This window comes from Sphaerisporangium fuscum (assembly GCF_018531465.1).
In the GTDB taxonomy this organism is placed as follows: domain Bacteria; phylum Actinomycetota; class Actinomycetes; order Streptosporangiales; family Streptosporangiaceae; genus Sphaerisporangium; species Sphaerisporangium fuscum.
In genome coordinates, this window is the sequence record NZ_JAHDTF010000031.1 from 79,691 (window position 1) to 100,752 (window position 21,062).

18 protein-coding genes and 2 pseudogenes are annotated in these 21,062 nt (G+C 68.5%); 5 read left to right on the top strand and 15 right to left on the bottom strand.

Annotation, left to right across the window (positions count from 1 at the left end; translation table 11 throughout):
- Nucleotides 1–454: 454 nt before the first annotated feature.
- The 11 genes and pseudogenes from KIK05_RS34720 to KIK05_RS34770 all read right to left on the bottom strand — a co-directional run bounded on the left by KIK05_RS34720 (nt 455) and on the right by KIK05_RS34770 (nt 12,347).
- Nucleotides 455–1,354, bottom strand: a complete 900-nt coding sequence (locus tag KIK05_RS34720; RefSeq protein ID WP_214415075.1) for a tyrosine-type recombinase/integrase — start codon at nt 1,352–1,354, stop codon at nt 455–457.
- Nucleotides 1,351–1,977 (bottom strand): hypothetical protein, encoded by a 627-nt coding sequence (locus KIK05_RS34725; protein WP_214415076.1) that lies wholly within the window; start codon nt 1,975–1,977, stop codon nt 1,351–1,353. Before KIK05_RS34725 ends, KIK05_RS34720 begins: the two co-directional genes overlap by 4 nt.
- A 395-nt stretch (nt 1,978–2,372) precedes the next feature.
- Entirely contained in the window at nt 2,373–3,401 is a 1,029-nt protein-coding gene (locus tag KIK05_RS34730) for an NAD(P)/FAD-dependent oxidoreductase (RefSeq protein ID WP_214415077.1), read from the bottom strand.
- A gap of 170 nt (nt 3,402–3,571) precedes the next feature.
- Nucleotides 3,572–4,813 (bottom strand): Tn3 family transposase, encoded by a 1,242-nt coding sequence (locus KIK05_RS34735; protein ID WP_214415132.1) that lies wholly within the window; start codon nt 4,811–4,813, stop codon nt 3,572–3,574.
- Nucleotides 4,735–6,123, bottom strand: coding sequence for a hypothetical protein (locus KIK05_RS34740; RefSeq protein ID WP_214415078.1), 1,389 nt, complete (start codon nt 6,121–6,123; stop codon nt 4,735–4,737). The genes KIK05_RS34735 and KIK05_RS34740 overlap by 79 nt, the downstream gene beginning before the upstream one ends.
- A complete protein-coding gene (locus KIK05_RS34745) occupies nt 6,011–6,640 on the bottom strand; it encodes a DUF4158 domain-containing protein (RefSeq protein ID WP_214415079.1) in 630 nt (209 codons plus the stop codon). The genes KIK05_RS34740 and KIK05_RS34745 overlap by 113 nt, the downstream gene beginning before the upstream one ends.
- Before the next feature lie 728 nt (nt 6,641–7,368).
- Nucleotides 7,369–7,608, bottom strand: a pseudogene (locus KIK05_RS49535) (FAD-dependent thymidylate synthase); the annotation flags it as partial.
- Between the two features lie 131 nt (nt 7,609–7,739).
- Nucleotides 7,740–8,573: an alpha/beta fold hydrolase gene (locus KIK05_RS34755; RefSeq protein ID WP_214415081.1), complete on the bottom strand. Its 834-nt coding sequence runs from the start codon at nt 8,571–8,573 to the stop codon at nt 7,740–7,742.
- Between the two features lie 498 nt (nt 8,574–9,071).
- Nucleotides 9,072–10,811, bottom strand: a complete 1,740-nt coding sequence (locus tag KIK05_RS34760; protein WP_214415082.1) for a dihydroxy-acid dehydratase — start codon at nt 10,809–10,811, stop codon at nt 9,072–9,074.
- A 21-nt stretch (nt 10,812–10,832) separates the two neighbouring features.
- Entirely contained in the window at nt 10,833–11,591 is a 759-nt protein-coding gene (locus KIK05_RS34765) for an SDR family NAD(P)-dependent oxidoreductase (protein WP_214415083.1), read from the bottom strand.
- Nucleotides 11,592–11,600: 9 nt separating this feature from the next.
- A complete protein-coding gene (locus KIK05_RS34770) occupies nt 11,601–12,347 on the bottom strand; it encodes an IclR family transcriptional regulator (RefSeq protein WP_214415084.1) in 747 nt (248 codons plus the stop codon).
- Between the two features lie 70 nt (nt 12,348–12,417).
- Between KIK05_RS34770 and KIK05_RS34775 the strand changes: the two genes are divergently transcribed.
- The 5 genes from KIK05_RS34775 (at nt 12,418) to pdxR (ending at nt 19,337) form a co-directional block, all read left to right on the top strand.
- Nucleotides 12,418–13,074 carry an RraA family protein gene (locus KIK05_RS34775; RefSeq protein ID WP_214415085.1) on the top strand — a complete coding sequence of 219 codons (657 nt, stop codon included), beginning with the start codon at nt 12,418–12,420 and terminating at the stop codon, nt 13,072–13,074.
- Entirely contained in the window at nt 13,071–14,633 is a 1,563-nt protein-coding gene (locus KIK05_RS34780) for an alpha-amylase family glycosyl hydrolase (protein WP_214415086.1), read from the top strand. Before KIK05_RS34775 ends, KIK05_RS34780 begins: the two co-directional genes overlap by 4 nt.
- A gap of 1,021 nt (nt 14,634–15,654) precedes the next feature.
- The gene (locus KIK05_RS34785; protein WP_214415133.1) at nt 15,655–15,993 is read left to right on the top strand and encodes an ArsR/SmtB family transcription factor; all 339 of its coding nucleotides are present in this window, start codon (nt 15,655–15,657) and stop codon (nt 15,991–15,993) included.
- Nucleotides 15,990–17,171: an MFS transporter gene (locus KIK05_RS34790; protein WP_214415087.1), complete on the top strand. Its 1,182-nt coding sequence runs from the start codon at nt 15,990–15,992 to the stop codon at nt 17,169–17,171. Before KIK05_RS34785 ends, KIK05_RS34790 begins: the two co-directional genes overlap by 4 nt.
- Before the next feature lie 714 nt (nt 17,172–17,885).
- On the top strand, nt 17,886–19,337 hold the full coding sequence (gene pdxR / locus KIK05_RS34795; RefSeq protein ID WP_214415088.1) for a MocR-like pyridoxine biosynthesis transcription factor PdxR: 1,452 nt from the start codon (nt 17,886–17,888) through the stop codon (nt 19,335–19,337).
- 138 nt (nt 19,338–19,475) lie between these two features.
- Here the strand turns inward: pdxR and KIK05_RS34800 are convergent, their stop codons facing one another.
- From KIK05_RS34800 to KIK05_RS34810, 4 genes and pseudogenes are all read right to left on the bottom strand, one after another.
- Nucleotides 19,476–19,988 carry an HAD family hydrolase gene (locus KIK05_RS34800; protein ID WP_214415089.1) on the bottom strand — a complete coding sequence of 171 codons (513 nt, stop codon included), beginning with the start codon at nt 19,986–19,988 and terminating at the stop codon, nt 19,476–19,478.
- A gap of 400 nt (nt 19,989–20,388) precedes the next feature.
- A complete protein-coding gene (locus tag KIK05_RS34805) occupies nt 20,389–20,613 on the bottom strand; it encodes a hypothetical protein (RefSeq protein WP_214415090.1) in 225 nt (74 codons plus the stop codon).
- Nucleotides 20,600–20,719, bottom strand: a pseudogene (locus KIK05_RS49540) (hypothetical protein); the annotation flags it as partial. The gene KIK05_RS34805 and the pseudogene KIK05_RS49540, both read right to left, overlap by 14 nt.
- An 87-nt stretch (nt 20,720–20,806) precedes the next feature.
- Nucleotides 20,807–20,965, bottom strand: a complete 159-nt coding sequence (locus KIK05_RS34810; protein ID WP_214415091.1) for a hypothetical protein — start codon at nt 20,963–20,965, stop codon at nt 20,807–20,809.
- Between the last annotated feature and the right edge of the window lie 97 nt (nt 20,966–21,062).

Here is a 21,062-nt window from a genome sequence, read left to right on the forward strand (position 1 = left end):
CGCGATCACCATGGCGACGAGATAGACCGTCATGTTCCAGGCATAGGAACTCGCGCCGCCGAGGTCGGCCACCGCGGTGGTCAGCAGGCTCGCCGCCAGGTAGATGTCGATCGCACCGACTAGCACTCCGCCGGCCAGCACGATCGCCGCGCCGAGATACTCCCGCCACGCGGGCGGGGTGAGGGCAGGCTCATGCGCTCACCTCCACGATGCACTGAGGCCCGCCCTGCGCCTCCCGAGGTTCGGAACCCGCCGCCCGCGGCCGAGGAGCGGCGCTGTGCCACGGCCGGTCTGCAGCGCGGCAGCGGGACGAATGTGTCGATGGCGGGCCCCGGAGTCCCCGTAGCAAACGGCGGAAATCCAACGGATTAAGGCCTAACCTGCGGGTTCTCACGTTCCGCGGTTCTTGTCGATCATCTCCGCTACGGGGAGACCCGGAGAAACACGTGAAGTGCTAGTCGAAGACTCGGTCGACGACGGCAGCTTGCTCGGCTGTGCCGGCGCGGAAATACCGAGCCGAGGTGTCGAGGGAGGCGTGGCCGAGGAGGGCCTGGACCTGAGCGACGTCGGCACCGCCTTCGCGGAGCCGGGTGGCGTAGGTATGGCGGAGCCGATGGGGGCGCAGGCCGGAGAGCTTGGCGTCGGCGCCGACGGCCAGTACGACCTGGACGATCCCAGAGATGGTCAGGGCTCCGCGCTGGCCGGTCCACAGCGGGCCGGGTTGGCGGCCGCGGATGTCGACCAATGCAGTAATGCGGGCCCGTGCGGTCGGTGGAATCGGGACTGTGCGGACTTGGTCGCCCTTGCCGTGCAGGCGGATGGTGCCGGTGCGGGCGGTGATCGCGATGTCGTCGGCCTCCAGCCGTGCGCACTCCTCCTCGCGGGCTCCGGCAAACAGCAGGACCGCGATGATCGCCGCGTCGCGGGCACTGCGGCGGGCGGCGGGGCGTTCGACGGCGCCCTGCTCGGTGGTGGCGAGGGCGTCGGGCTCGCCCGGTTCGGGGACGGTGGCGCGTTTGACGTCGATGCGCAGCCCCAGTTGGGCGTACATGAGGGTGAGTGCGGCGATCCCCTGGTTGATGGTGTTGGGCGCGGCCCTGCCGTCGATCCGGCTCCGGCGCCAGGCGGTGACTGCGGCCTCGGCGCCGACGACATCGGTGAAGGCATCGTCGTGCTCGATGCCGGGACCGGTCAGCCACGTCATGTAAGTGGCGGCCTGCCGCTTGTAGGCCTTGACCGTGTTGGCCGACAGCTTGCACCGGTCGAGGTGCCGATGCAGGGCGGTCAGCGCCCGGTCGGCGACGGAAGCGACGTCGCCGACATCGGGGCGCAGCGCGACGACCTCGGCGCTCACCGGCCGTTTGCTTCCGGCCAGTGCCCTTCGTCGGGAGCGGTGTCGTCACGGTCGACGTCGGCGTGCCCGTCGGCGAGAAAGGCGTCGCGGGCGGCCCAGTCATCGATCCCATCCACGAAAGGCGGTAGCCCCTCGGTGATCCATTCCGCCGGGTAGGGCCGTGCGGGCTTGTCCACGATCGTCACTACCGCCCGCCGAGGTGCCGGCGGTCGCCCGGCGAGGGCGTCGCGAGCGGCGGCTTCGGCGCTCCAGGCGTCGCCCATCTGGCGCAGGAGCTGGCCGCTGCGCTCCAGCCCGGCGTCCAGCAGGCGCATGGACTCGGCGATCAGGATGCGTCCTCGCCGGTCGAACTCGGTGCAGGCCGCCTCGTACGCGGTGCGGGCGGTGGCGATCGCCGCCTCGTCGCCGCTCTGCTTGGTGACCTGCAGGGCGTTGTCGGCGGCCCGCGCCCGCTCGTGTAGGGCCTTGAGCTCGGCGGCCAGGTCGGTGTGGCGGGCGCGGCCACCGAGGTTCTCGGCTCGGCTGACCACCTCGAGCTCGGCCAGGGCCCGCTGTTGAGCGTCGGCGTGGTCAAGCCCCTGATCGATCTCTGGTCGCCCGGTTCGGCCCTCGGGTGTCTCCACGCTCGCCGCCGTCCTTGTTATCCGCTGAGTTTCGCCCCGGGCCTCCGCTTGCACGGCGACGGCGTTATCCGCTGAGAGCGGATGCGGTCTTGTCTTCGTCTCCTCATGGTGGTTCGGATGCTGCACTATATCGGCCGCGATTTTCCGCTACCGGGGCTTGGCCGGCATCTTGGGTGGCCGCGACCAGCATGACGGACAGGGTCCTGATCATGACGTTCGAGCCGTCCCAGAAAGCGCTGCCGGACCAGCTCATGGTTTAGATCACGGCATCCATTGCGGCTCGAACAGGCCCGGGATGAGTCTGGCGTGATACTGATTAACAGGCCGTGTCCGCAGGTCGCAGCTGGTGCCCTGAGCTGTTCGACAGCGATACGGCCAGGTCATCGCTGGGAGAATCAGTGGAACCGCTCTGGCCGGCAACCGGCGAGCTCTGGGGCTGGTGACCCGGTGAGGATCTCGGTAGCGGCAAGGCGGCCAGCGGCGGCGGCCAGGGTGATCGCCGAGTGCATCACGGTGACGTACAGTCCCCGGGTGCCGGCAGGTCGGCCGATGACCGGTTCCCCGTCGGTAGGCATGGGGCGCCAGCCGATCTCGACAGAAACAATCTTCGTGTCGCTGGCTCCGGTGAAGGAAGCAGCGAACCGGTCGCGGACACGTTGGGCGGTCCTGAGCAGCGCGGCCTGGTCCGTCTCGCCGCTGTAGGCCATGGGGGCCAGGACCGTACCGTCGTCGAGCTGCCGGACCTCCATCGATGGCGTCGCGATGATCGTTCGGACCAGGCCCGGCGCTGCGCGCAACCGGACAAGGATGGCGGGTGACGGCTCGACGGGCAGGGTGACGCCGATCCCGGAGCACAACGCCACCGTGCCGGTGCCGGCGGCCAAGACGACGGTCTCAGCGGGAACAACTCCGGCGGTCGTCTGGACGCCGCTCACCGTGCCCGCCTGGCAGTCGAGGGCAGTCGCCAGCGTCCCCGTCAGCAACCGCGCGCCCCGATCGCGCGCGGCGGCGACCAGGAGATCGGTCGCCGCGACCGGGTCGAGCGCCGCATCTTCCGGGCGATGGATGGCCACGGCCGGAGGATCGAGCAGGTGCGGTTCCAGCGCTCCGACATCGTCCGTGCGCGGCCCTGAAGTCTCGTAGAAGCCGTCCCAGCTCAGCGAACCTGACCAGCGGATCGACAATTCGGGAAGCTCGGTCTCCAGCCGCCGGTACTCGTCCAGCGCGAGGTGACGCAGCGGCGCCGAGGGCAAATCGCTGGCGACCGGTCGTCCGGCGATCCACGCGAAAGAAGCGCGGGTGGCGCCCGAACCAGGCAGGCCCGCATCGATCAACGTGACGGGTCGGCCGCGCCCGGCCAGGTGGTACGCCAGTGACGCCCCGATGATGCCGGCGCCAACCACGACGATGCTGCGATCCTTCATGCCGGTGTTCTAGCAGGACAGGCGCTGCCGCGACAGCGGATATTGGCCACCAGAACGCCACTCATCAGGCGCATTGCTCGCCGATCTCTTTATGTCGGGCTCGGCATATCCTGCAAGCAGCGCTCCAGCCGGTAGCGGGAATCTCGGCCGGATATGACCAGCACCCCGGTTCAAGGGTTGAGCAGGAAGGTGGTGCCGGCCTCGGTGACCAGGGTCGGGCGCAGCGGTCGCCAGCCGTCGTCGAGCTTGGCGAGTTCGCCTTCGATATCAACCTCGATGAACCCGAAAAAGTTGATGTTCTCGCGGTGACCGGGCGCGATGAACGACAGCAGTTCATCGGAGACCTCGCGGCCCTGGGTGCGAAGTTCCTTGATCCCCATCGCGTAGTACTCGGCCGTCCAGGTGATCACTGCGTTGGCGAGGATCGTGAGGCACCAGGCCTGTTCGGTTTGATCCTGCAGGTGTGGGCGGACGATCGCGCCTTGCTGAGCGTAGTGCAGATCGCGACGCAGGGCGTGCAGGCTCTCGCCTTTGTTGAGCTGGCGGGAGATCTTCCGCCTGTAGACCGGGTCCGACAAGTAGCGAGCTGCGTGAATAGTTCGCCGCATGCGGCCCCACTCCTTGACCGCCGCCGAGAAAGTGTTCTGACGGGAGGCGGCCGACCACTTGCCGACGACCAGGGACGCGGTCGCCTCACCGAATTTCAGCGATCCGCCCATCCGCAGCAGGTCATCCCAGCACTCGGTGATGAGGTCTTCGTTCCACCGGTCGGCCGGTAGCGGCCCGGCGTGAGGGAATAGGGCGTTGGCCGCCGCAGGGGTGTCGACCCGCAGGAGTGTGATCCGGCCCAGGTCTCGCACCCGGGGCGTCAGGACCTTGCCGACCAGGTCGAACAAGCCGAAGTTGACCAGCGTGGCACCGTGAGTATCTGTCGCGTGCTCGTGGATCGGTAGATCGGTCTCGTTCCCTAGCAGTTCATCGAGGGTGTAATGGCCCTCGCGGGTAGTGGGGATGATCTGCTTGGTCCCGTACGTCGACCATTGGTCGGAGACGTGGGTGTAGGTCGACAAGACCTTCCCGCCGTGGATCGTCATGTCCCGGGCCGTCAAACTCTTGCCGCGCACAGGGAAGCGCTGCCCGTCGGAGGAGGACATGGTGCCGCCCCCGAACTTCTTGGCCAGTTCCAGCTTGTAGTGGTGGTTGACCAGCACGGTGTTCGCCTCGCGCGGCGTCTCCTCCCGCACATACCACTCTTGGGTCCAGGCGAGGGTGTCGTAGGAGACGCCGCACGCCTCGGACATGCGGGTGAGCCCGAGGTTGGTGGCGCCGGCGATCAAGACCGCCAGGATGTTGTGCTTCTGCTCGATCGACAGCTTGGTCTTGCGGCCGCCGGCATGGGTGAAGCAGTCCAGGAAGTGGGTGCGTGCGCCAACTCGATCAGCAGCGAGGCGATCGGCACGAACGGCAGCATCCCCGACAACTCCTCCCGCAGCGCCTTGGCCTCGGCCGGGATGTCCTCTGCCGACAGCGGCGGAATGACGAGTTGCCCCGCCTCGTCCAGCCGGACCGCGCCCACGTCGTTGGGCGCGGCGTTCGCCAGGGTCTCTTCAAGGTCTTCCAGAGCTTGGTGCAGTTCCTCCTTCACCTGGTCGATCGCCTCGGCCGCGCGGGAGGGCTTCCGGACCAGCTGGCAGAACTCCGCCCGCCGGCCCTCCCACTGCTCCGGCGTGAACAGGTAGGTGCCGGGATCGGCGTACCGGCGAGACCCTGGAACGAACACATCCCCCGAGCGGAGCCCGTCCCGCAGCGCGAGCACCAGGCACAGCTCCCAGTAGTGCCGGAACGCCTTCTCATCACCTGTCTTTCGGGCCTTGGCCAAGTAATCGGCGTACCGGGCGGGCACGAACGACGTCGGCGTCCCGGCCGGCACCTTGCGGCCACCGGTCCGGTTCAGCTCCTTCAAAACCTCGAGGGCGTCCATCAGATCGGCAGCGCCGGGGCCACCCTGGAAGTCGACCGCCGACAGCACCTTGGGAGTGAACTTGCGCAGGTAGGTGTAGGAGGCCTCCAGCGCGGCCAGGCGGCCGTGGTCGCGCGGCAACGGCTTCCAGTTGATCGCGGAAACCTCACGGAGCTTGTCCATCCCGATGCGCTCACGCAAGATCCCGCCCACCTGCTCATCCGAGATCCCGGGGTCGACCAGGATCGGGAGGATCACATCCATCAGCAGTTGGCGAGCCTCGCCCTTCTTGGCCCGCTCCGCCAGGGCCTCATCCGTTTTGGCCTTGGCGTGCGACTCGCGTGCCGACACCGCCTGGTCGAACAGCGCGATGACCTCGTCCAGCTGATCGACCGCGGACTGAGCCACCAGCGCGAGCAGAATCGGATAGCGGCGCTCCTCACGCCGTTCCAGCCCCTGAACCGTCGAGCGGCGGCCCACCGTGGCCAGGAACGGGCGCCGCTCCCGCGGCAGCATCGACAGATCCTGGTGATGCGCATCCATCGCCCGCAGATACAGCAGCTTGTCAATGGAGCCGCCGATCGCCAGTGGCGTAGCCTCCACCGCCGGCGTCGTCAACCACCGCAACCGCGGCATCCCGATCTCCGGATCATGCACCAGCAGCCGGTCCAGATCCGCTCGCATCGGCCGCGTCAGCAGGTGCTCGACTCTTTGAGTGGTCAACGCCCCTGCAGCAGAGCGGGCCGCGGTCACCAGTTCCATCAGTGTGACGACCCCGGGCCGTACCACCTGCGCTGATCAGATGCTCCACCGCCTGCTGGAACAGCAGCGAGGGAGTGTCGTGTTCCATCGCCCGGTCCAGTAGGAACTGCTCCAGCTCTTTCCACTGAATGCTGCCCGGTGAGGGGTTCTTCCACGTCAGGTACTTCATCACCAGCTTCAGGTGATCACTGCGGGTCTGCGGACGTTTCTTCGTGGCTCGCGCGTACTGTTCCAACATCCCTGGGAACACCGCCATCTGCCCTGCTAACCGCACCAACGCAGCCCGCGGAACCTCCTGGAGGTCGTCGGGGATGTATCCGAGCCAGGGCAGCGTGCACAGTTGTACGGCAAGCCCCAAGCGCGCTTCCGGTCCCCGACCCGGCGCATCCAAGAACGCGTGCTCGCGCGACGTCAGCGTGAAGTACTTGATCAGTTCCTCGCGTCCGATGTCCGGGAACGACCGAAGACGCTCCAACTGCTCATCCGACAGAAACCTCGTCGACATCAGCCACTCCACGAGTCACAGATCATCTAGTTCGTGACGAACCGTAGCGGAGATGATCAACAAGAACCGCGGAACGCGAGAACCCGCAGGTCAGGCCTTAATCCGTTGGATTTCCGCCGTTTGCTACGGAGACCCCGCCCCGCGCCGCCGGGCTGTTCGTCGTAGTCAGCACTCATGACTTCAAGGCTGTCGTTGAACCGTTCCCGGAAGCTTTCCGCCGCGGGTGGTCCACGGTGCTGGGCCGATGGAGGAAAGCTTCAAGCCGCGGAGGAACCTTGCCCCCACTCGCCGTTGGCGAAGATGCCCTGTCTCGTCAACTTGAGGTACGGGTGGTGCTGAACTGTGGTGCCTCAGGTCGGATGACACGCGCAGCCGATGAAGCCTCGCGGGCGGCATACTGCCCTGAAGCCGTTTTGCGTGATCGCGGATGGGGGGACGGCCGCCGGTGTTCCTGACGAAAGCATGCTCCCGCGCCATCCGCCGGACTGAAGCGCGCCGAGGAGCTCTTCGCCCTCTCGGCAGGTGCGGTTCATGAGCGGCCGGTTGTAGGACACCGCCTTCGCGCGGCTGCTCTTGTCGAACACTTCGGCGGTGCCGTACAGGTCCTTGCCGTCGCGCCGCCCTGGGCCGGGCCCGAACGCGTTGTAGGCGGCACCGAGCGGGCGACCTGGTAGCGGCCGGGCTTGCCCTCCTGCACCAGCTTCCGCTCCGGGCCACGCACGTAGAACATCGGCCCGAGCTCACGGTATCTGCCGCTCTCCTCGTTGAAGACAGCCGGACCTGTGACGCATCCATTCGCGGAACACGAAGATCGGGGCGTGGACGAAAAACTTCATGGAGTTGTGCTCGAAGGGTGTGCCGTGCCGGTTCCGCATCAGGTAGCCGATCAGGCCCTTAGACCGGTTGGTGTCCTGGCCGATTCCCTCGAGGGACTGTTCGCAGACGGTTGACACTCGCGCGGCCCACACCACGTCCGAGTCGCTCGCGTTTGTGCCGGACCAGGTCGACGGTGACGTCGCTTCGGAGAATCACCTGCCGTTCCCTCCCAGGGAGGGTGTTCGTCTCGGCCTCCGTGGGAGGCACCAGGGTGCGTGTGCGTAGCGCCCGCACCCTACTTGCCCGGGCGGACACCTGCCTCAGGGCGGCCTTGGGCGAACTGGCGTAGCGCGGAGGCGAGCACGTCGGCCGTGGTGGCGTGGTTCTCGCCGGGCACCGGCAGCAGGGTCGCGGTCGGCAGCAGGCCGGCCAGCGCCTGGGCCGCAGTGATCAGCCACGGCATGGTGGCGGTGCCGTGCATGACCAGGACGGGCACGCCGATCGCCGCCCAGCGGCCGGCCGGCAGCGGGGCGCCGGACATGGTGGTGCCAATGATCCGCCCGTCGTAGGCGATGGTGTGCGCCACCGCCTCCACTGCAGGCCAGAAGTCGCTCCGCCGCATCCCTGCGACGGCCTCTTCAGGGAGGCCGACCGCCGCGGTCATGAACAGCGCCGCCGCGTCCCCCGGGCGGCCCTCGGCCACGGCGGCGTCCAGCCGCTCAACGTAGTCGACCGGCAGCGGCGGGCGGCTGTCGTCGACGACGAACGGCGGCTCGAACAGCGCCAGATGGCTGATCGGCAGGCCGGCCGCCGCGGCGTCCAGAGCCAGCACCGCGCCCGAGGATCCGCCGAAAACGGCGGCCGGGCCGCCGCCGGCATCGGCGATCAGCACGGCGATGTCCTCGATCTCGCGTTCCACCGCGTACGGCGCGGTATCGGTGCTCTCCCCGCGGCCACGGCGATCGTAGGCGTACACCCGGAACTCGTCGGCCAGCAGCCGGCCCACCTCCGCGTAGACCGGGTTGACGGCGCGGTGGGCGGTGGCGCCATCGACCATGATCAGTGGCCGCCCGGTCCCCCACGCGTCAAAAGCGATCTTCGTGCCGTCCTTGGACCGAACGGTGCCCATGGTCGCCCCTTTCACCTCTCATCACACGTACCGTACGGTACTGTCGGCTGGTGCCGTACAGGCAGTCCAGCACGCTGGGCTTCAGCCGGGGACGCCACCATGCCAACTGGGGGCGGGCCGGGCGAGGGGGGCCGCCGTCCCGCTGGCTCGGCCGCCACCGCCGAGCGGCAGCGGCGGTGAAGGAAGTGAGCGCGGACAGGTGCCGGTTCCATGTCGCGGCTGTGGCCGCCGGTGACGGCGAGCAGCCGCGTGAGGGTCTCGGCGTAGCCGGCGCGGGTCGTGGCCGCGGTGATGGAGTCGAGGAAGTGGTCGGCCGCTGCCGCGGTCGTCGCGCCGACTGGGGCCGGGTCGGGCTGGCCGGGCAACGCGACGACGGACAAGCCAAGCACTTCCTACGCCGATGTGACACATAACGTTATCGAGTCACGCCCGTTGCGGCGAATGCCGAGCTGGGCGGACACGATCGGTTCCCAGCCGATGTGACACCCGGAAATCGGATCACCAGCCGCCGTGCCATCCGCTCAGCAGGCCCGTTGGCAGCGGGGTGGTGTCGGCGTCGGTGTCCGGCTCGTGGAAGGCGAAATCGCAGCCCTGATCGGCCTGCAGCACGTGCCCGGTGTAGAGGCGGGTCCAGCCGGAAGCGCCGGTGAACGTCTGGGGTGGAGACTCACAGAGCCTGCGCCTGATCTCGCTGTCGTCCACCTCCAGGTTCAGACGCCGTCCGGGGACGTCGAGGTCGATGAGGTCGCCGTCGCGGACGGCCGCCAGGGGACCGCCTACGGCGGACTCGGGCGCGACGTGGAGGACGACGGTCCCGTACGCCGTCCCGCTCATCCGGGCGTCGGAGATGCGCACCATGTCGGTGACGCCCTCGCGCAGCAGTTTCGCGGGAATCGGGAGCTGCCCCCATTCCGGCATGCCCGGCCCGCCCACGGGCCCCGCGTTGCGCAGGACGAGCACAGAATCGGCGGTCACCGGCAGCGCGGGATCGTCGATTCGTGCGGCCAGGTCGGAGACGCTGTCGAACACGATCGCGCGCCCGCGATGGCGCAGCAGCCGGCCGGAGGAGGCCGACGCCTTGATGACCGCGCCGTCGGGCGCCAAATTGCCGCGCAGCACCGCCAGGCCGCCGGGACCGCCGAACGGTTCGTCGAGCGTGCCGATCACTGCGCGATCGGAAGAGACGGGCTCGCGGAGCTGCTCCCGCAGAGCAAGGCCCGTCACGGTGCGGACGTCGGTGTGCAGCAGCGGCTCCAGCTCGCGGAGCAGGGCCGGAACGCCACCGGCGCGGAAGAAGTCTTCGAACAGGTGCTCGCCCGCGGGCCGGACGTTGACGAGCAGCGGCGTACGCGCCGCGGCGGCGTCGAGGTCGTCGAGCGAGAACGGCGCCCCGCTGCGCCTGGCCAGCGCGAGCAGGTGGGCGATCGCGTTGGTCGATCCGCCGATCGCGGCCAGCACGGTGGCCGCGTTGAGCAGTGCGGCGCGAGTGACGATCTGGCGCGGGCGCGGTCCGGAGCGCGCGAGGAACACCGCACGGGCGCCCGCGCTCTCGGCGGCGGCGTATCGCCGCGCGTCCCCCGCGGGGATGGCCGCCGAGCCGGGCAGCGCGACGCCGAGGGCCTCCGCGAGCACGGCCATGGTGGACGCGGTGCCCATCTCGGTGCAGTGCCCGACTCCGGGCATGGCCGCCTGCTCCAGTTCGGCGAACTCCGCCTCGCTCATCTGCCCGGCGCGCAGCCGGTCGGTGTAGCGCCACAGATCGGTGCCGACGCCGAGCCGTCGTCCGCGGAAGACCGCGGGTGCGGCGGGGCCGCCGGGCACCATCACGGCGGGTACGTTGGCCGAGGCGGCGCCCATGAGCTGCGCCGGGATGGTCTTGTCGCAGCCGCCCAGGAGCACGACCGCGTCGAAGGGATAGGCGCGCAGGCTTTCCTCGACGTCGATGGCCATCAGATTGCGGTACAGCATCGCGGTGGGCTTCATGAGGTTCTCGCCCAGCGAGATCGTCGGGAACTCCAGCGGCAGGCCACCCGCTTGGAGCACGCCCCGCCGTACGGCGTCGGCGAGCCCGCGGAAGTGCGCGTTGCAGCTGACCAGCTCCGACCAGGAGTTGGCGATGCCGACGATCGGCCGGCCGGACAGCGCGGCCTGGGACAGCCCCATGGCGCGCAGTGAAGCTCGGTGCAGAAAGCCCGGCAGGTCCTCACCCGCGAACCAGGCGGCACTTCGCAGCGACACGTGATCGGCTCCTTTCGGGGTTCAGTAGATCCGGGCCAGCAGGCCGCCGTCGACGACGAGATCGGTGCCGGTGATGTAGGCGGCGTCGTCGGAGGCCAGGAAGAGCGCCGCGGCGGCCACGTCCTCGGGTGCGGCGAAGCGGCGCAGCGGGTAGCGCTCGGCGAGCCGCGCGCGGGCGGCGTCGGGATCGGGCTGGAAGGCGAAGAACTCGTCGAGCAGCTCGGTCTCCACATCGCCGGGGCAGATGGTGTTGACGCGGATGCCCTCAGGTCCGTGGGCGGCGGCCAGGGCCCGGGTCATGGACCGCAATCCGCCCTTCATCGCGCCGTAGGCGGGCATGTCCGGGTCGCCCACGATGCCGAGCAGGGACGCGGTGATGACGATCGAGCCGCCGCCCCTTTCCCGCAGTGCCGGCAGAGCGGCCTGTACGCCGAGGTAGACGCCGCGGAGGTTGACCGAGTGCAGCCGGTCCCACTGTTCGGGGTCGGTGTCCTCGATCCAGCCCATGACCTGCACCGCTGCGTTGGCGTGCAAGATGTCGAGTCCGCCGAACCGGCGGACGGTCTGTTCGACCATTCGCGCGTTGTCGCCGGGGGATGCCACGTCTGCGGCGATGGCGAACGCGTTGGCGCCGATGCGCCGCGCGATTGCCTCCACTGCCTCTGCGCGGCGGTCCACGCAGGCCACCGAGGCGCCTTCGGCGGCGAACCTGGCCGCGGTCGCCGCTCCGATACCGCCGGCCGCGCCGGTGACGATCGCTACTTTTCCTGCCAGTCGCAATGGTCCTCCTTATTCGTTGGTCTTGATCCACGTCGACAGTCGCGTGCAGGCCTGGCGGACCGCTTCGCCGATCTGTGGCCACTGTGTCCTGGGCAGGCGGGCCGCCACCGCCGACACCGAGATCGCGCCGATCGGCCGGTCGGCGCGGCCGAGCACGGCGGCGGCCAGGCAGATGCCCCCGATCTCGGATTCCTCTTCGTCCAGGGCGTAACCATGGGCGCGGGCCTCGTCGAGAGCGGGGCGCAGCTCCGCCAGCGTCGTGCAGGTGGACGGGGTCAGCCGCGCGTACGGCTCCTGCCCCAGCAGCGCGCCCCATTCCCGTTCCGGCAAGGTGGCCAGGATGGCCTTGCCGATCGCGGTGCCGTGCGGGGGCACCCGTTCGCCCAGCGTCGTGGTCAGCCGGATGGCGTGCACGGCGTCCACGGTGTCGGCCCAGACGATGCGCCCGCGCCGCAGCACCGCGAGGTTGATCGTCTCACCGGTGAGCCTGGACAGCTCGGCCAGCACCGGCGCGGCCAGGGGAATCAGCGAGGCGGAGTCCGAGCGCGCCGTCAGATCGTTCAATGCCGGGCCGAGCCGGTACTCGTGAGTCTGCGGCAGGTGCCGGACGTAACCGCGCTCCTGCAGCACTGCGAGCAGTCGGTGCACGGTGGCGCGGGAGGCGCCGAGCCGCTTGGCCAGCCCGGCCAGCGTCGTCTCGTGGCCCTCGGCCAGGAGCTCCAAGGCGTCGAGGGCGCGTTCCAGTGAGCCGGACATCTCACTCCTGTCTCACATAGTGCAACAGTCTTGTTTGCATATATGAGATTAAAGCAGGCACACTCCCCGTATGTCACAACCCTCCCTCCGCCAGCTGTTCGCGACCGTCTCCAGCGCGCTCGCGGCGGACGCGCTTGACCAGCTCGACCTGAGAAACCAGTGCCTGCCCCCGGACGTCGTGCCCCTCGCGCCGTCGCACACGCTGCTCGGCCCGGCGTTCTGCCTGCGTGCCGAGCCGGCCCGCGAGGCCCGGCCCGCCGTGCCGTACCAAGGGCTGCTGCAGGCGATGGAACACGTCCAAGCAGGTGAAATCGTCGTGTTCGGCACCGGCAGGTCCGACGCCGCCGGCGTTTGGGGAGAGCTGATCACCACCGCCTGCCGAGCGCGCCGCGTCGCCGGAGCTCTGACCGACGGCCTGGTACGGGACGCGGCAACGCTGGCCGGCGGACCTTTCCCGATCTTCAGCCGGGGGACGGTCCCCTACGACAGCAAGGGCAGGCTCGACGTGGTCGCGCACGGCGAGCCCGTCACGCTGGGCGGCGTGCTGATCCGGCCCGGCGACGTACTGATCGGCGACCTGGACGGGGTCACCGTCGTGCCGGCCGAAGCCGTCGGCCGTGTTGCCGAACTGGTCGCGGACAAGCGCGCGGCCGAGGACGCCTTCCGCGCAGCGGCCGCCGAGAGCGGCTCGCTCGCCGACTCCTTCCACCGGTACGGCGTCCTGTGACGGCGACCACCTGGTGGAAACACGGCGCGATCTACCACGTCTACCCCCGCTCCTTCGCCGACAGCGACGGCGACGGCGTGGGCGACCTGCCGGGCGTCACCGCGCACCTGGACTACCTGTCCTGGCTCGGGGTCGAGGCGATCTGGCTCTCGCCGTTCTACCGCTCGCCCCAACGCGACTTCGGATACGACATCACCGACCACACCGCCGTCGACCCACTTTTCGGCACCCTCGCCGACTTCGACCGGCTGCTGGCCGAAGCACACCACCGCAGGCTGCGCGTGATTCTCGACTTCGTGCCCAACCACACCTCCATCGACCATCCGTGGTTCGCCGCGTCCCGCACGTCCGCCGACGACCCCATGCGCGACTGGTACATCTGGCGCGATCCAGCAGGCGGCGGGCCGCCCAACAACTGGCGCGCGGTCACCGGCGGGCCCGCCTGGACCCTCGACCCGCGGACCGGCCAGTACTACCTGCACTCGTTCCTGCCTGAGCAACCTGACCTGAACTGGCGCCACCCCGAAGTGCGGCAGGCCATGCATCAGGTGATGCAGTTCTGGCTGGAGCGGGGCGTCGACGGCTTCCGCGTCGACATGGTGGACTACCTGCTGAAGGACGAACGCTTCCGGGACGAGCCCCTCGACGGGCGCGGCGGCTACGAGCCCGCGCTGGCCCGTTACCAGCTCAACCAGTCCGGCACCCTGGACCTGCTCAGGGAACTGCGCGACATCACGGACGGCTATCCCGGGCGGGTGCTGATCGGCGAGGTCGAATACCGGCTCCCGCTCCCCCGGCTGGCCGGCTACTACGGCAACGACGACATGCTGCACCTTCCGATCAACTTCTGGCTGCTGTTCACCCCTTGGCGGGCGGACGACCTCCAGGCCTTCATCACCGCCTATGACCGCGCGTTGCCCGCGCACGCGTGGCCCAACTGGGTGCTGGGCAGCCATGACATCTCGCGCATGGCCACCCGGCTCGGCCGCGACCAGGTACGCGTCGCGCTGATGCTGCTGTTGACCCTGCGTGGCACACCGGTGCTCTACTACGGTGACGAACTCGGCATGACCGACGTGCCGATTCCTCCGCACCAGGCACGCGACCCCTGGGAGGGACGAGATCCTGCCCGCACCCCGATGCCCTGGACCGCAGGACCCAACGCCGGATTCTGCCTGCCAGCGGCTCGGCCGTGGCTGCCGTTGGGCGACCCGTCCGTCAACGTCGCCGCCCAGGCGGCCGACCCCGGCTCGCTCCTTAACCTCACCCGCGCCCTGCTCGGGCTACGCCGCGGACACGCCGCGCTGAGGGACGGGTCGTACCAGCCTGTGCCCGCCCCCGATGGTGTGCTCGCCTACCGGCGCGCCCATCCCGATGAAGAACTGCTGATCACGCTCAACCTCACCGGCTCGGCCCTCGACATCCCGATCCCAGGAAAACCGCTGCTGTCCACCCACTCGGGAAGCAGATTGCTACTCCCTCACGAGGGACGCATCACCGTACTCCGAACTGCTGGGCATGTCTCCGAGGTCGAACAAACCCTGGCGACCGCTAGATGACGCGCTCACTGTCCCCGCCCCGACGAACACCGGCACCGATCTCCGCATAACCATGCCGAAGACAATCGCTGCCTGGATCCTCGCGCTCCGGCCGATGTGATCGGGAGGAGAAGCCGTTCTGGTCGCATCAGATCTGAGGTTCCGTCGCCGTCGGGCGTAGTGGCCGCCAGTCGCCGCCGTCCAGTTTGGCCGGCTCCGCCTCGACGTCCATCGGTGATGACAGCGAAGAAGTCGACGTTCTCGCTGTGCGCCGGTGAGATGTGCGCCAGCGACTCGTCGGGGCATCACTGTCTGAGGCGCGAAACAGGGCCGCCGTTGCGGGGGCGAGAGCCGAATTCCATCAGCGCTCGCCCCCGCGACGTTGCCACCCAACCTGCACTCGAGCAGTCTTGAAGGTCACCCACCTGACGATCACAGCAGCGTCAGCGCACTATCTATGTCCTGCGCGAACATGGCCTTGTACGACGCATACGACGCGGCGTCTAGATCTAGGATTCTGCCGCGTTGATGCCACTCCCCCGCCGGCACACGCCTGGCAATGGCCCTGACAGCGGGTGGCACCACGAGACTCGATTCAGTTTCCCGGCGGTCGGCCGACTGGGTCGCTGCGCAAGACCTGCAGATCGCTCCCTGCGACACCTCCTGCAGGAGATGCGTAACGCCACCATCGGCACGAGGACACTCATGGTTGAGGACGCCTGCTACCCGCTCGCTGGTTCTGTCGACGTCTATGGCCTGTATTGAAGTCCGCTGTAGCGTGCGAGCTGGACTGACGGCTCAGGGCCGGTCGTAGATCGACCACGAGTTCTCCGGATAGACGGAACGTCGCCGTGCCGCTCGGCATCCCGGCTCGCGACCGCCTGCCGAAGCCGCCGCCGGCCCAGCTCGGAGCTGTCACACCTCTTGCAGATCGAGGCCGCGCCGCCACTGCCGCGGGAGGGCTTGGCGGATCAACTTGATCGTTCGAGAATTCCCGCACTATCATCGTGCGAAAATAGTCGAACGATGTGGGGTGGTTCTGATGGCGTCGTCACGGGTGTACGAGCATCCTGAGGCTGATGAGATCGCGATCCCGCGGGTGCTGTTCGCGTTGAGCGAGCCGCTGCGGTTGTCGATGGTGCGGATGCTCGCGGAGCGCGGTGAGGTGGACAGCATCGAGCTGGGACCGGACCTGCCACGGTCGACGCTCACACATCACACCAGCCTCCTGCGCGAATCCGGGGTGGTGTTCGTCCGCGCCGAAGGACGCAAGTGCATGATCCAGCTGCGCCGCGATGACCTGGAGGCGCGGTTCCCTGGCCTGATCAACACGGTCCTCAACGGCTATCAGGAAGCCGCTCCTGCGAAGGAGGACGCATGATCCGCCGCGTTTGGCCGCTTGTCGCGGCCGCGATCGCGCTGGGTATCGATGCCTATGTTCTCTCCGGGGTGCTGCCCTCGATCGCCGATTCGCTCGCCACGACGGTCGCGGCGGTTGGCCTGGGTGTGACAGCCTTCACTGCGGCATACGCTCTGGCGGGGCCGTTGCTGTCAGGAATGCTGATCCGTGGGAGTACCGCTAGGGCGCTGCTGATCGCGCTGGGTGTGTTCAATCTCGGCAACCTCATCACCGTGGTTTCGCCGGGGACCGAGGTGTTTCTCGCCTCGCGTGTGGTTGCAGGCGCCGGCGCTGGCGTGCTGACCGCGGTGGCAACCGCCGCTGCCGCCGCCATGGTCGCCGACCATGAACGGGGCCGCGCCATGGCCATGGTGACCTTCGGGCTGTCCACCGGAACAGTCGCTGGAGTGCCGGTCGGGATGCTCATCGGCAACCAGCTGAATTGGCGATGGACAATGGCCCTGGTCGTCGCTGTTGGTCTCCTCAGCATGGTCGCTCTGACTGTCAAGGCGCCCACGATCCCGTCGCTGCCCGCTTCGCGTGCTCCTGCCTTCGCGGTGCTGCGGTCGTCGAAGACTCTCGCCGGGGTCGCTGCTGCGTTTCTCCTCGGTGTGGCCAGTCTCGGGCTCTACACCTACCTGCTGCCCATGGCCGAGGCTCGAGGGCTCCAGGACTGGGGCTTCGCGCTGGTGTGGGCTTGGGGCATCGGTGGAGTCGCCGGCTCCGCCCTGGTCGGCAGGCATCTAGACGCGTTCGGGCCCCGTACGCTGCTCATCGCTCTGCCCGCAGTGCTACTGGGGGGCTTCGCCGCTACTTGGGTCTTCACCGCCCCGGCAGCGTGGCTCATCGCGGCGGCGTTGTGGGGTGGGGCAGGATGGACGAGCGTCCCTACCCTGCAGCAAGCCCTGACCGGAGACCGGCCTGAGCAGGCGATGCCGATCGTCGCGTTCCAGATGGCAGCGATGTATCTCGGTTCCGCCGCGGGAGCTGCTGCAGGCAGCAGCCTGCTCGCTAACGGCACCGATCCGGGTGACCTGTCCGCATGGGCGCTGATGCCTGCTGCTCTGGCGTTGCTGCTTACCGGGTGGCTCGGCATCGGTACGCTTCGCGCTCATGCTCGGCGCCGCGTCACTCGCCTCGCGTGCCAGGCCGCAGACTAGCGCCACTCTGGCTATCAAGGCGCGCACAGTCCCGTCGCTGCCCGCCGTCGCGTTCCAGATGGCCGCGATACACACGAACCCGCACCCTCTTCCCCCGGCATCCCCCGGCCCTCCTTCGATGGAGGCAGCCACCCCTGAGCACTCCGGCCGCCTGGGCGGGCCGTTCTTGAGTTAGCTCGGGAGCGGTTGACGAGATCCCGTCTGATCAGCTTGATCGGGCGGGATTTCTCGTTTCCGGGGTCGTGAAGCCGCTGGGTGGCCTGGTTTCTGGCTGGTGTGGCGGCCGGTGGTGGAGGGCGCTGCTGCCCATCTGGGGTGGAGCCGTGGGACTGGCAGCTTTCAAGCCGCCAGATGAGAACCCGAACCCCGGGCCGGCACCACACGGGACCGGGATCCCGTCACGGATGACGGTGATCCCGATCACGGTCTGGGGCAGGTCATCACGGAGGTCCTTGGACGTGCCGAACATCCGGAACCCTGCCAGCGGGACCTGGTTGCGGCACGTCCGCGGGACGGCCCGTCCTTCTGGCCCATCGCGCGATACCCCACAGCCGGTCATCGCATGATCGATCCCGTTGCGACACGCCGGATGGCGAACGCGAAGCTGCCGGGGAACCCTGCCCTAGGAGGTGGTCCGTGAGCCCGATGGCCGCAGCAAGGTGTCTCATACCTCAAACGTAGGGAGCATCTGGCTCAGGGATATAGTCCAGATCCATGGAGGATAAGTGGTCCAGATGGGGGTTGGATCTCCACCTCCGACCCGGCGCGGGGCGTGGCCTGCGGGCGGGACTCGAACACGCCCTGCGTGATGCCGTGCGAAGCGGCCGACTCCCGCCGGGAACACGACTGCCCTCGTCGCGGACACTCGCTCATGATCTCGGGATCTCCCGCGGCACCGTCACCCAGGCCCTGGACCAACTCGTCGCCGAGGGATATCTGGAGTCCAAGTCCCGGTCGGGCATTCGCGTGGCTCCCCGGCCCGCAGCCCCGCCCACGGAGACCACACAGCCGTCGCCCGTCACCCTGCCGCCCGTGCGCGGAATCGATCTCAGGTCCGGCTTCCCCGACCTGGCCGCCTTCCCGCGACGCGAGTGGCTCGCCGCCACCCGGCACATCCTGCAGACCGCCCCCAACACCGCACTCGGCTACCCAGATCGAACGGGCACCATCGAGCTCCGGCAGGCGCTGGCCGAATACCTCGGCCGGGTCCGCGGCGTCATCACCACGCCCGCCCACATCGTGATATGCGCCGGTTATGCCCATGCACTGCGACTGGTGTGCCAGGTCCTCCATCACCACATCGCCTGCGCGGGCATGTTCGCCTTCGAAGACCCGACCGAGCCCGACTATCCAAGGCTCGTCGAACAGATGGGACACCGAGCGCGTCGCATTGCCGTCGACCGGGACGGGTTGATCGTCGAGGCACTCACGAACGAAACCGCCGTCGTCGTCACCCCTGCACACCAGTACCCGCTCGGAGTCACCCTGAGCTCTGCCCGGCGCGTCGAGCTCGTTTCCTGGGCCAGGCGAGCCGACGGGTTCATCGTAGAAGACGACTACGACGGCGAGTTCCGCTACGACCGTCAACCTGTCGGCGCCCTCCAAGGCATGGCTCCCGACAGGGTCATCTACGTAGGAACCACCAGCAAGACCATCGCCCCCGGGCTGCGTCTGGCCTGGCTGGTCCTGCCCAGCAGCCTCATGATCCCGCTACGGGAGGCAACGCGCTGGGACGAGTCCTACGTCAACGTCATCGACCAGCTCGTGCTCGCCCGGCTCATCCAGACCGGCGAACTCGACCGGCACGTGCGCCGCTGCCGAACCCGCTACCGTAGGCGACGAGATCTCCTCGGCAAGGCCGTCACCCGGCAGCTGCCGCACGGACGGCTCTTCGGTATCGCCGCGGGCCTGCATGCTGTCCTCCGCCTCCCCGCCGATGCGGATCTCGAGGTCCCGCTTCTCGGGTACCTGGCAGAACGCGGCATCCTTGTCGAGGGCATCTCGTCCTTCTATCACCGGCCGGAGGAGTCTCCACTCGCCCTCGTCATCGGCTACGCGACCCCGGCAGACCACGCCTACAGCAGCGCCCTCAGCGCACTCATCAACGCCCTGCGGGAGCGCATGCCGGGTGACAACGCGGCTGGCTGTGGACGATGGGAGTCGTAGTATCGGCCGCCGCCTGGGTCATTCGAGAACGATAACCGCATGGACGGCATGGGGCGCGTGACGACCAGCTCACCGACCTGGCCCAGCACTGGTCGGCCGCTGTCGTCGAAGCCACCGGAGCGAGGCCGCTCCTGCGAATCAGCCGAGGTCCGGGTGGGGAACGTAGCGGTCGGGATGGATCAGTGCCAGTCCCGCATCGTCGGCCATCAATGTGTCCATGTCCGCGATGTGCCAGCCGGCACCGAGCAGCGCGGGCACGAGGGGATGCAAGCCCGGGACCGCGATTCGAGCGATGCGCGCCTGGGCGGTGGCGAGGGCACCGAGCACGGCGTCCACGCAGTCCTGCGGGCCGACCCCGCCAGCCGGACCGATCATGACATCGTGGCCGGTCTGGCAGACAGCGGCGTAACCCCGGTCCGTTGCGTAGAAGGAGACGCCCGGCAGGGCGGCGTACCAAGCAAGGGTGGCGTGCCGGGCACCTCCGGATGCGCGGGTGTCCAACGCCGCGATGTTCTCCGGCCGCGTTCGCCGCGCCGGTGGCGTAGGCAGTCCCGCGGTCGGCCCGGTCAGGTAGAGCAGCGGGGTCCAGGGACGCAGGCCGTGCCGGACGTAGAGGGCGATGGCGCGTGGGTCGGACGAGGCGAACGTCACTTTCGGCCCAGCTCCGCGCAGCAACTCCGAACTGATGCTCGGGCAACACGAACAAATCGCCCAGGTGGGTGACGGGGCCTCGTCGTAGCACGCCACCGAAACCGAGGGCTCCACCGGCGTCGTCCGGGGCGAAGAGGAGCGTGCCGAAAGAACGCTCGGCGTCGAGGAAGTCAGGCGTCCCGTACCATCCGGCCAGCAGGCCGAACCTCTTGGCGACCCCCCGTACGGCGTGCATGTCATCGGCTGTCGCGGCTCGAACCACTCGCCCTCCATCCGGCTTCATCTGACTCACTCCAGGAGGATCGGAAAGCGCGAACCGCACCCTGGAGATGCACCGACATAGCATCCCGACCGACTCGAAAAACGATCAGTACGCCGCACGCCGCAGACTTCGTGCGATCTACGGCGGGCAGTTGACGTCTGTCTCGGCCTCAGCGGCCGTGAGCCAGGCGAACCCGGCCACCTCCCGCCGGGCGGTCTCTTCCAGCACATCGATTCCAGCACCGTCGGTCTCCGCCTTTCCGCCGACGCCGGCGAGCAGACCAGCAGCATGAGCTTCCCCGCTGCCGCGCCGGATGAGCAGCCGGCGGCCATCCCGCTCCAAGAAGACCTCAACGTTCACCACAAAGGCCGGGCGGCCTCCTTGGGTCAGAGACGCACGGCACCAAGTTATTCCGGTCCCACCCGGAGCCGCCCAGCTGTCTACCGATGAGGTGGCACCTATTATCTGGACGAGGGGCCGCGTACCGTGCGGCGGACCACCGACATCCCGATCCGCAACCACAAGCTCACCGACCCCGCAAGGTCGACCATGTTTCCTAGATCACCTGTCGCAAGCCGGGCTGGGCCAAGAAGTCGCTGTGCTGGATGCCGTACACCGCGTACCAGTTGGCCGCCAGGTCGGTCACCATGATGGCGCAGGTCAGATCCGCACCGCCCCTCCTGCCGAGGGTCAGAAGCACAGCCGCCGCCGTCATCGAAGATCATCAATGAGGTCCAGAACAGGTTAAGCCAGCCGGGAACCCAGTGATAGGGCCGCAGGCCGCCGCGGGCGAAGTCGATGAGGTGCGACGC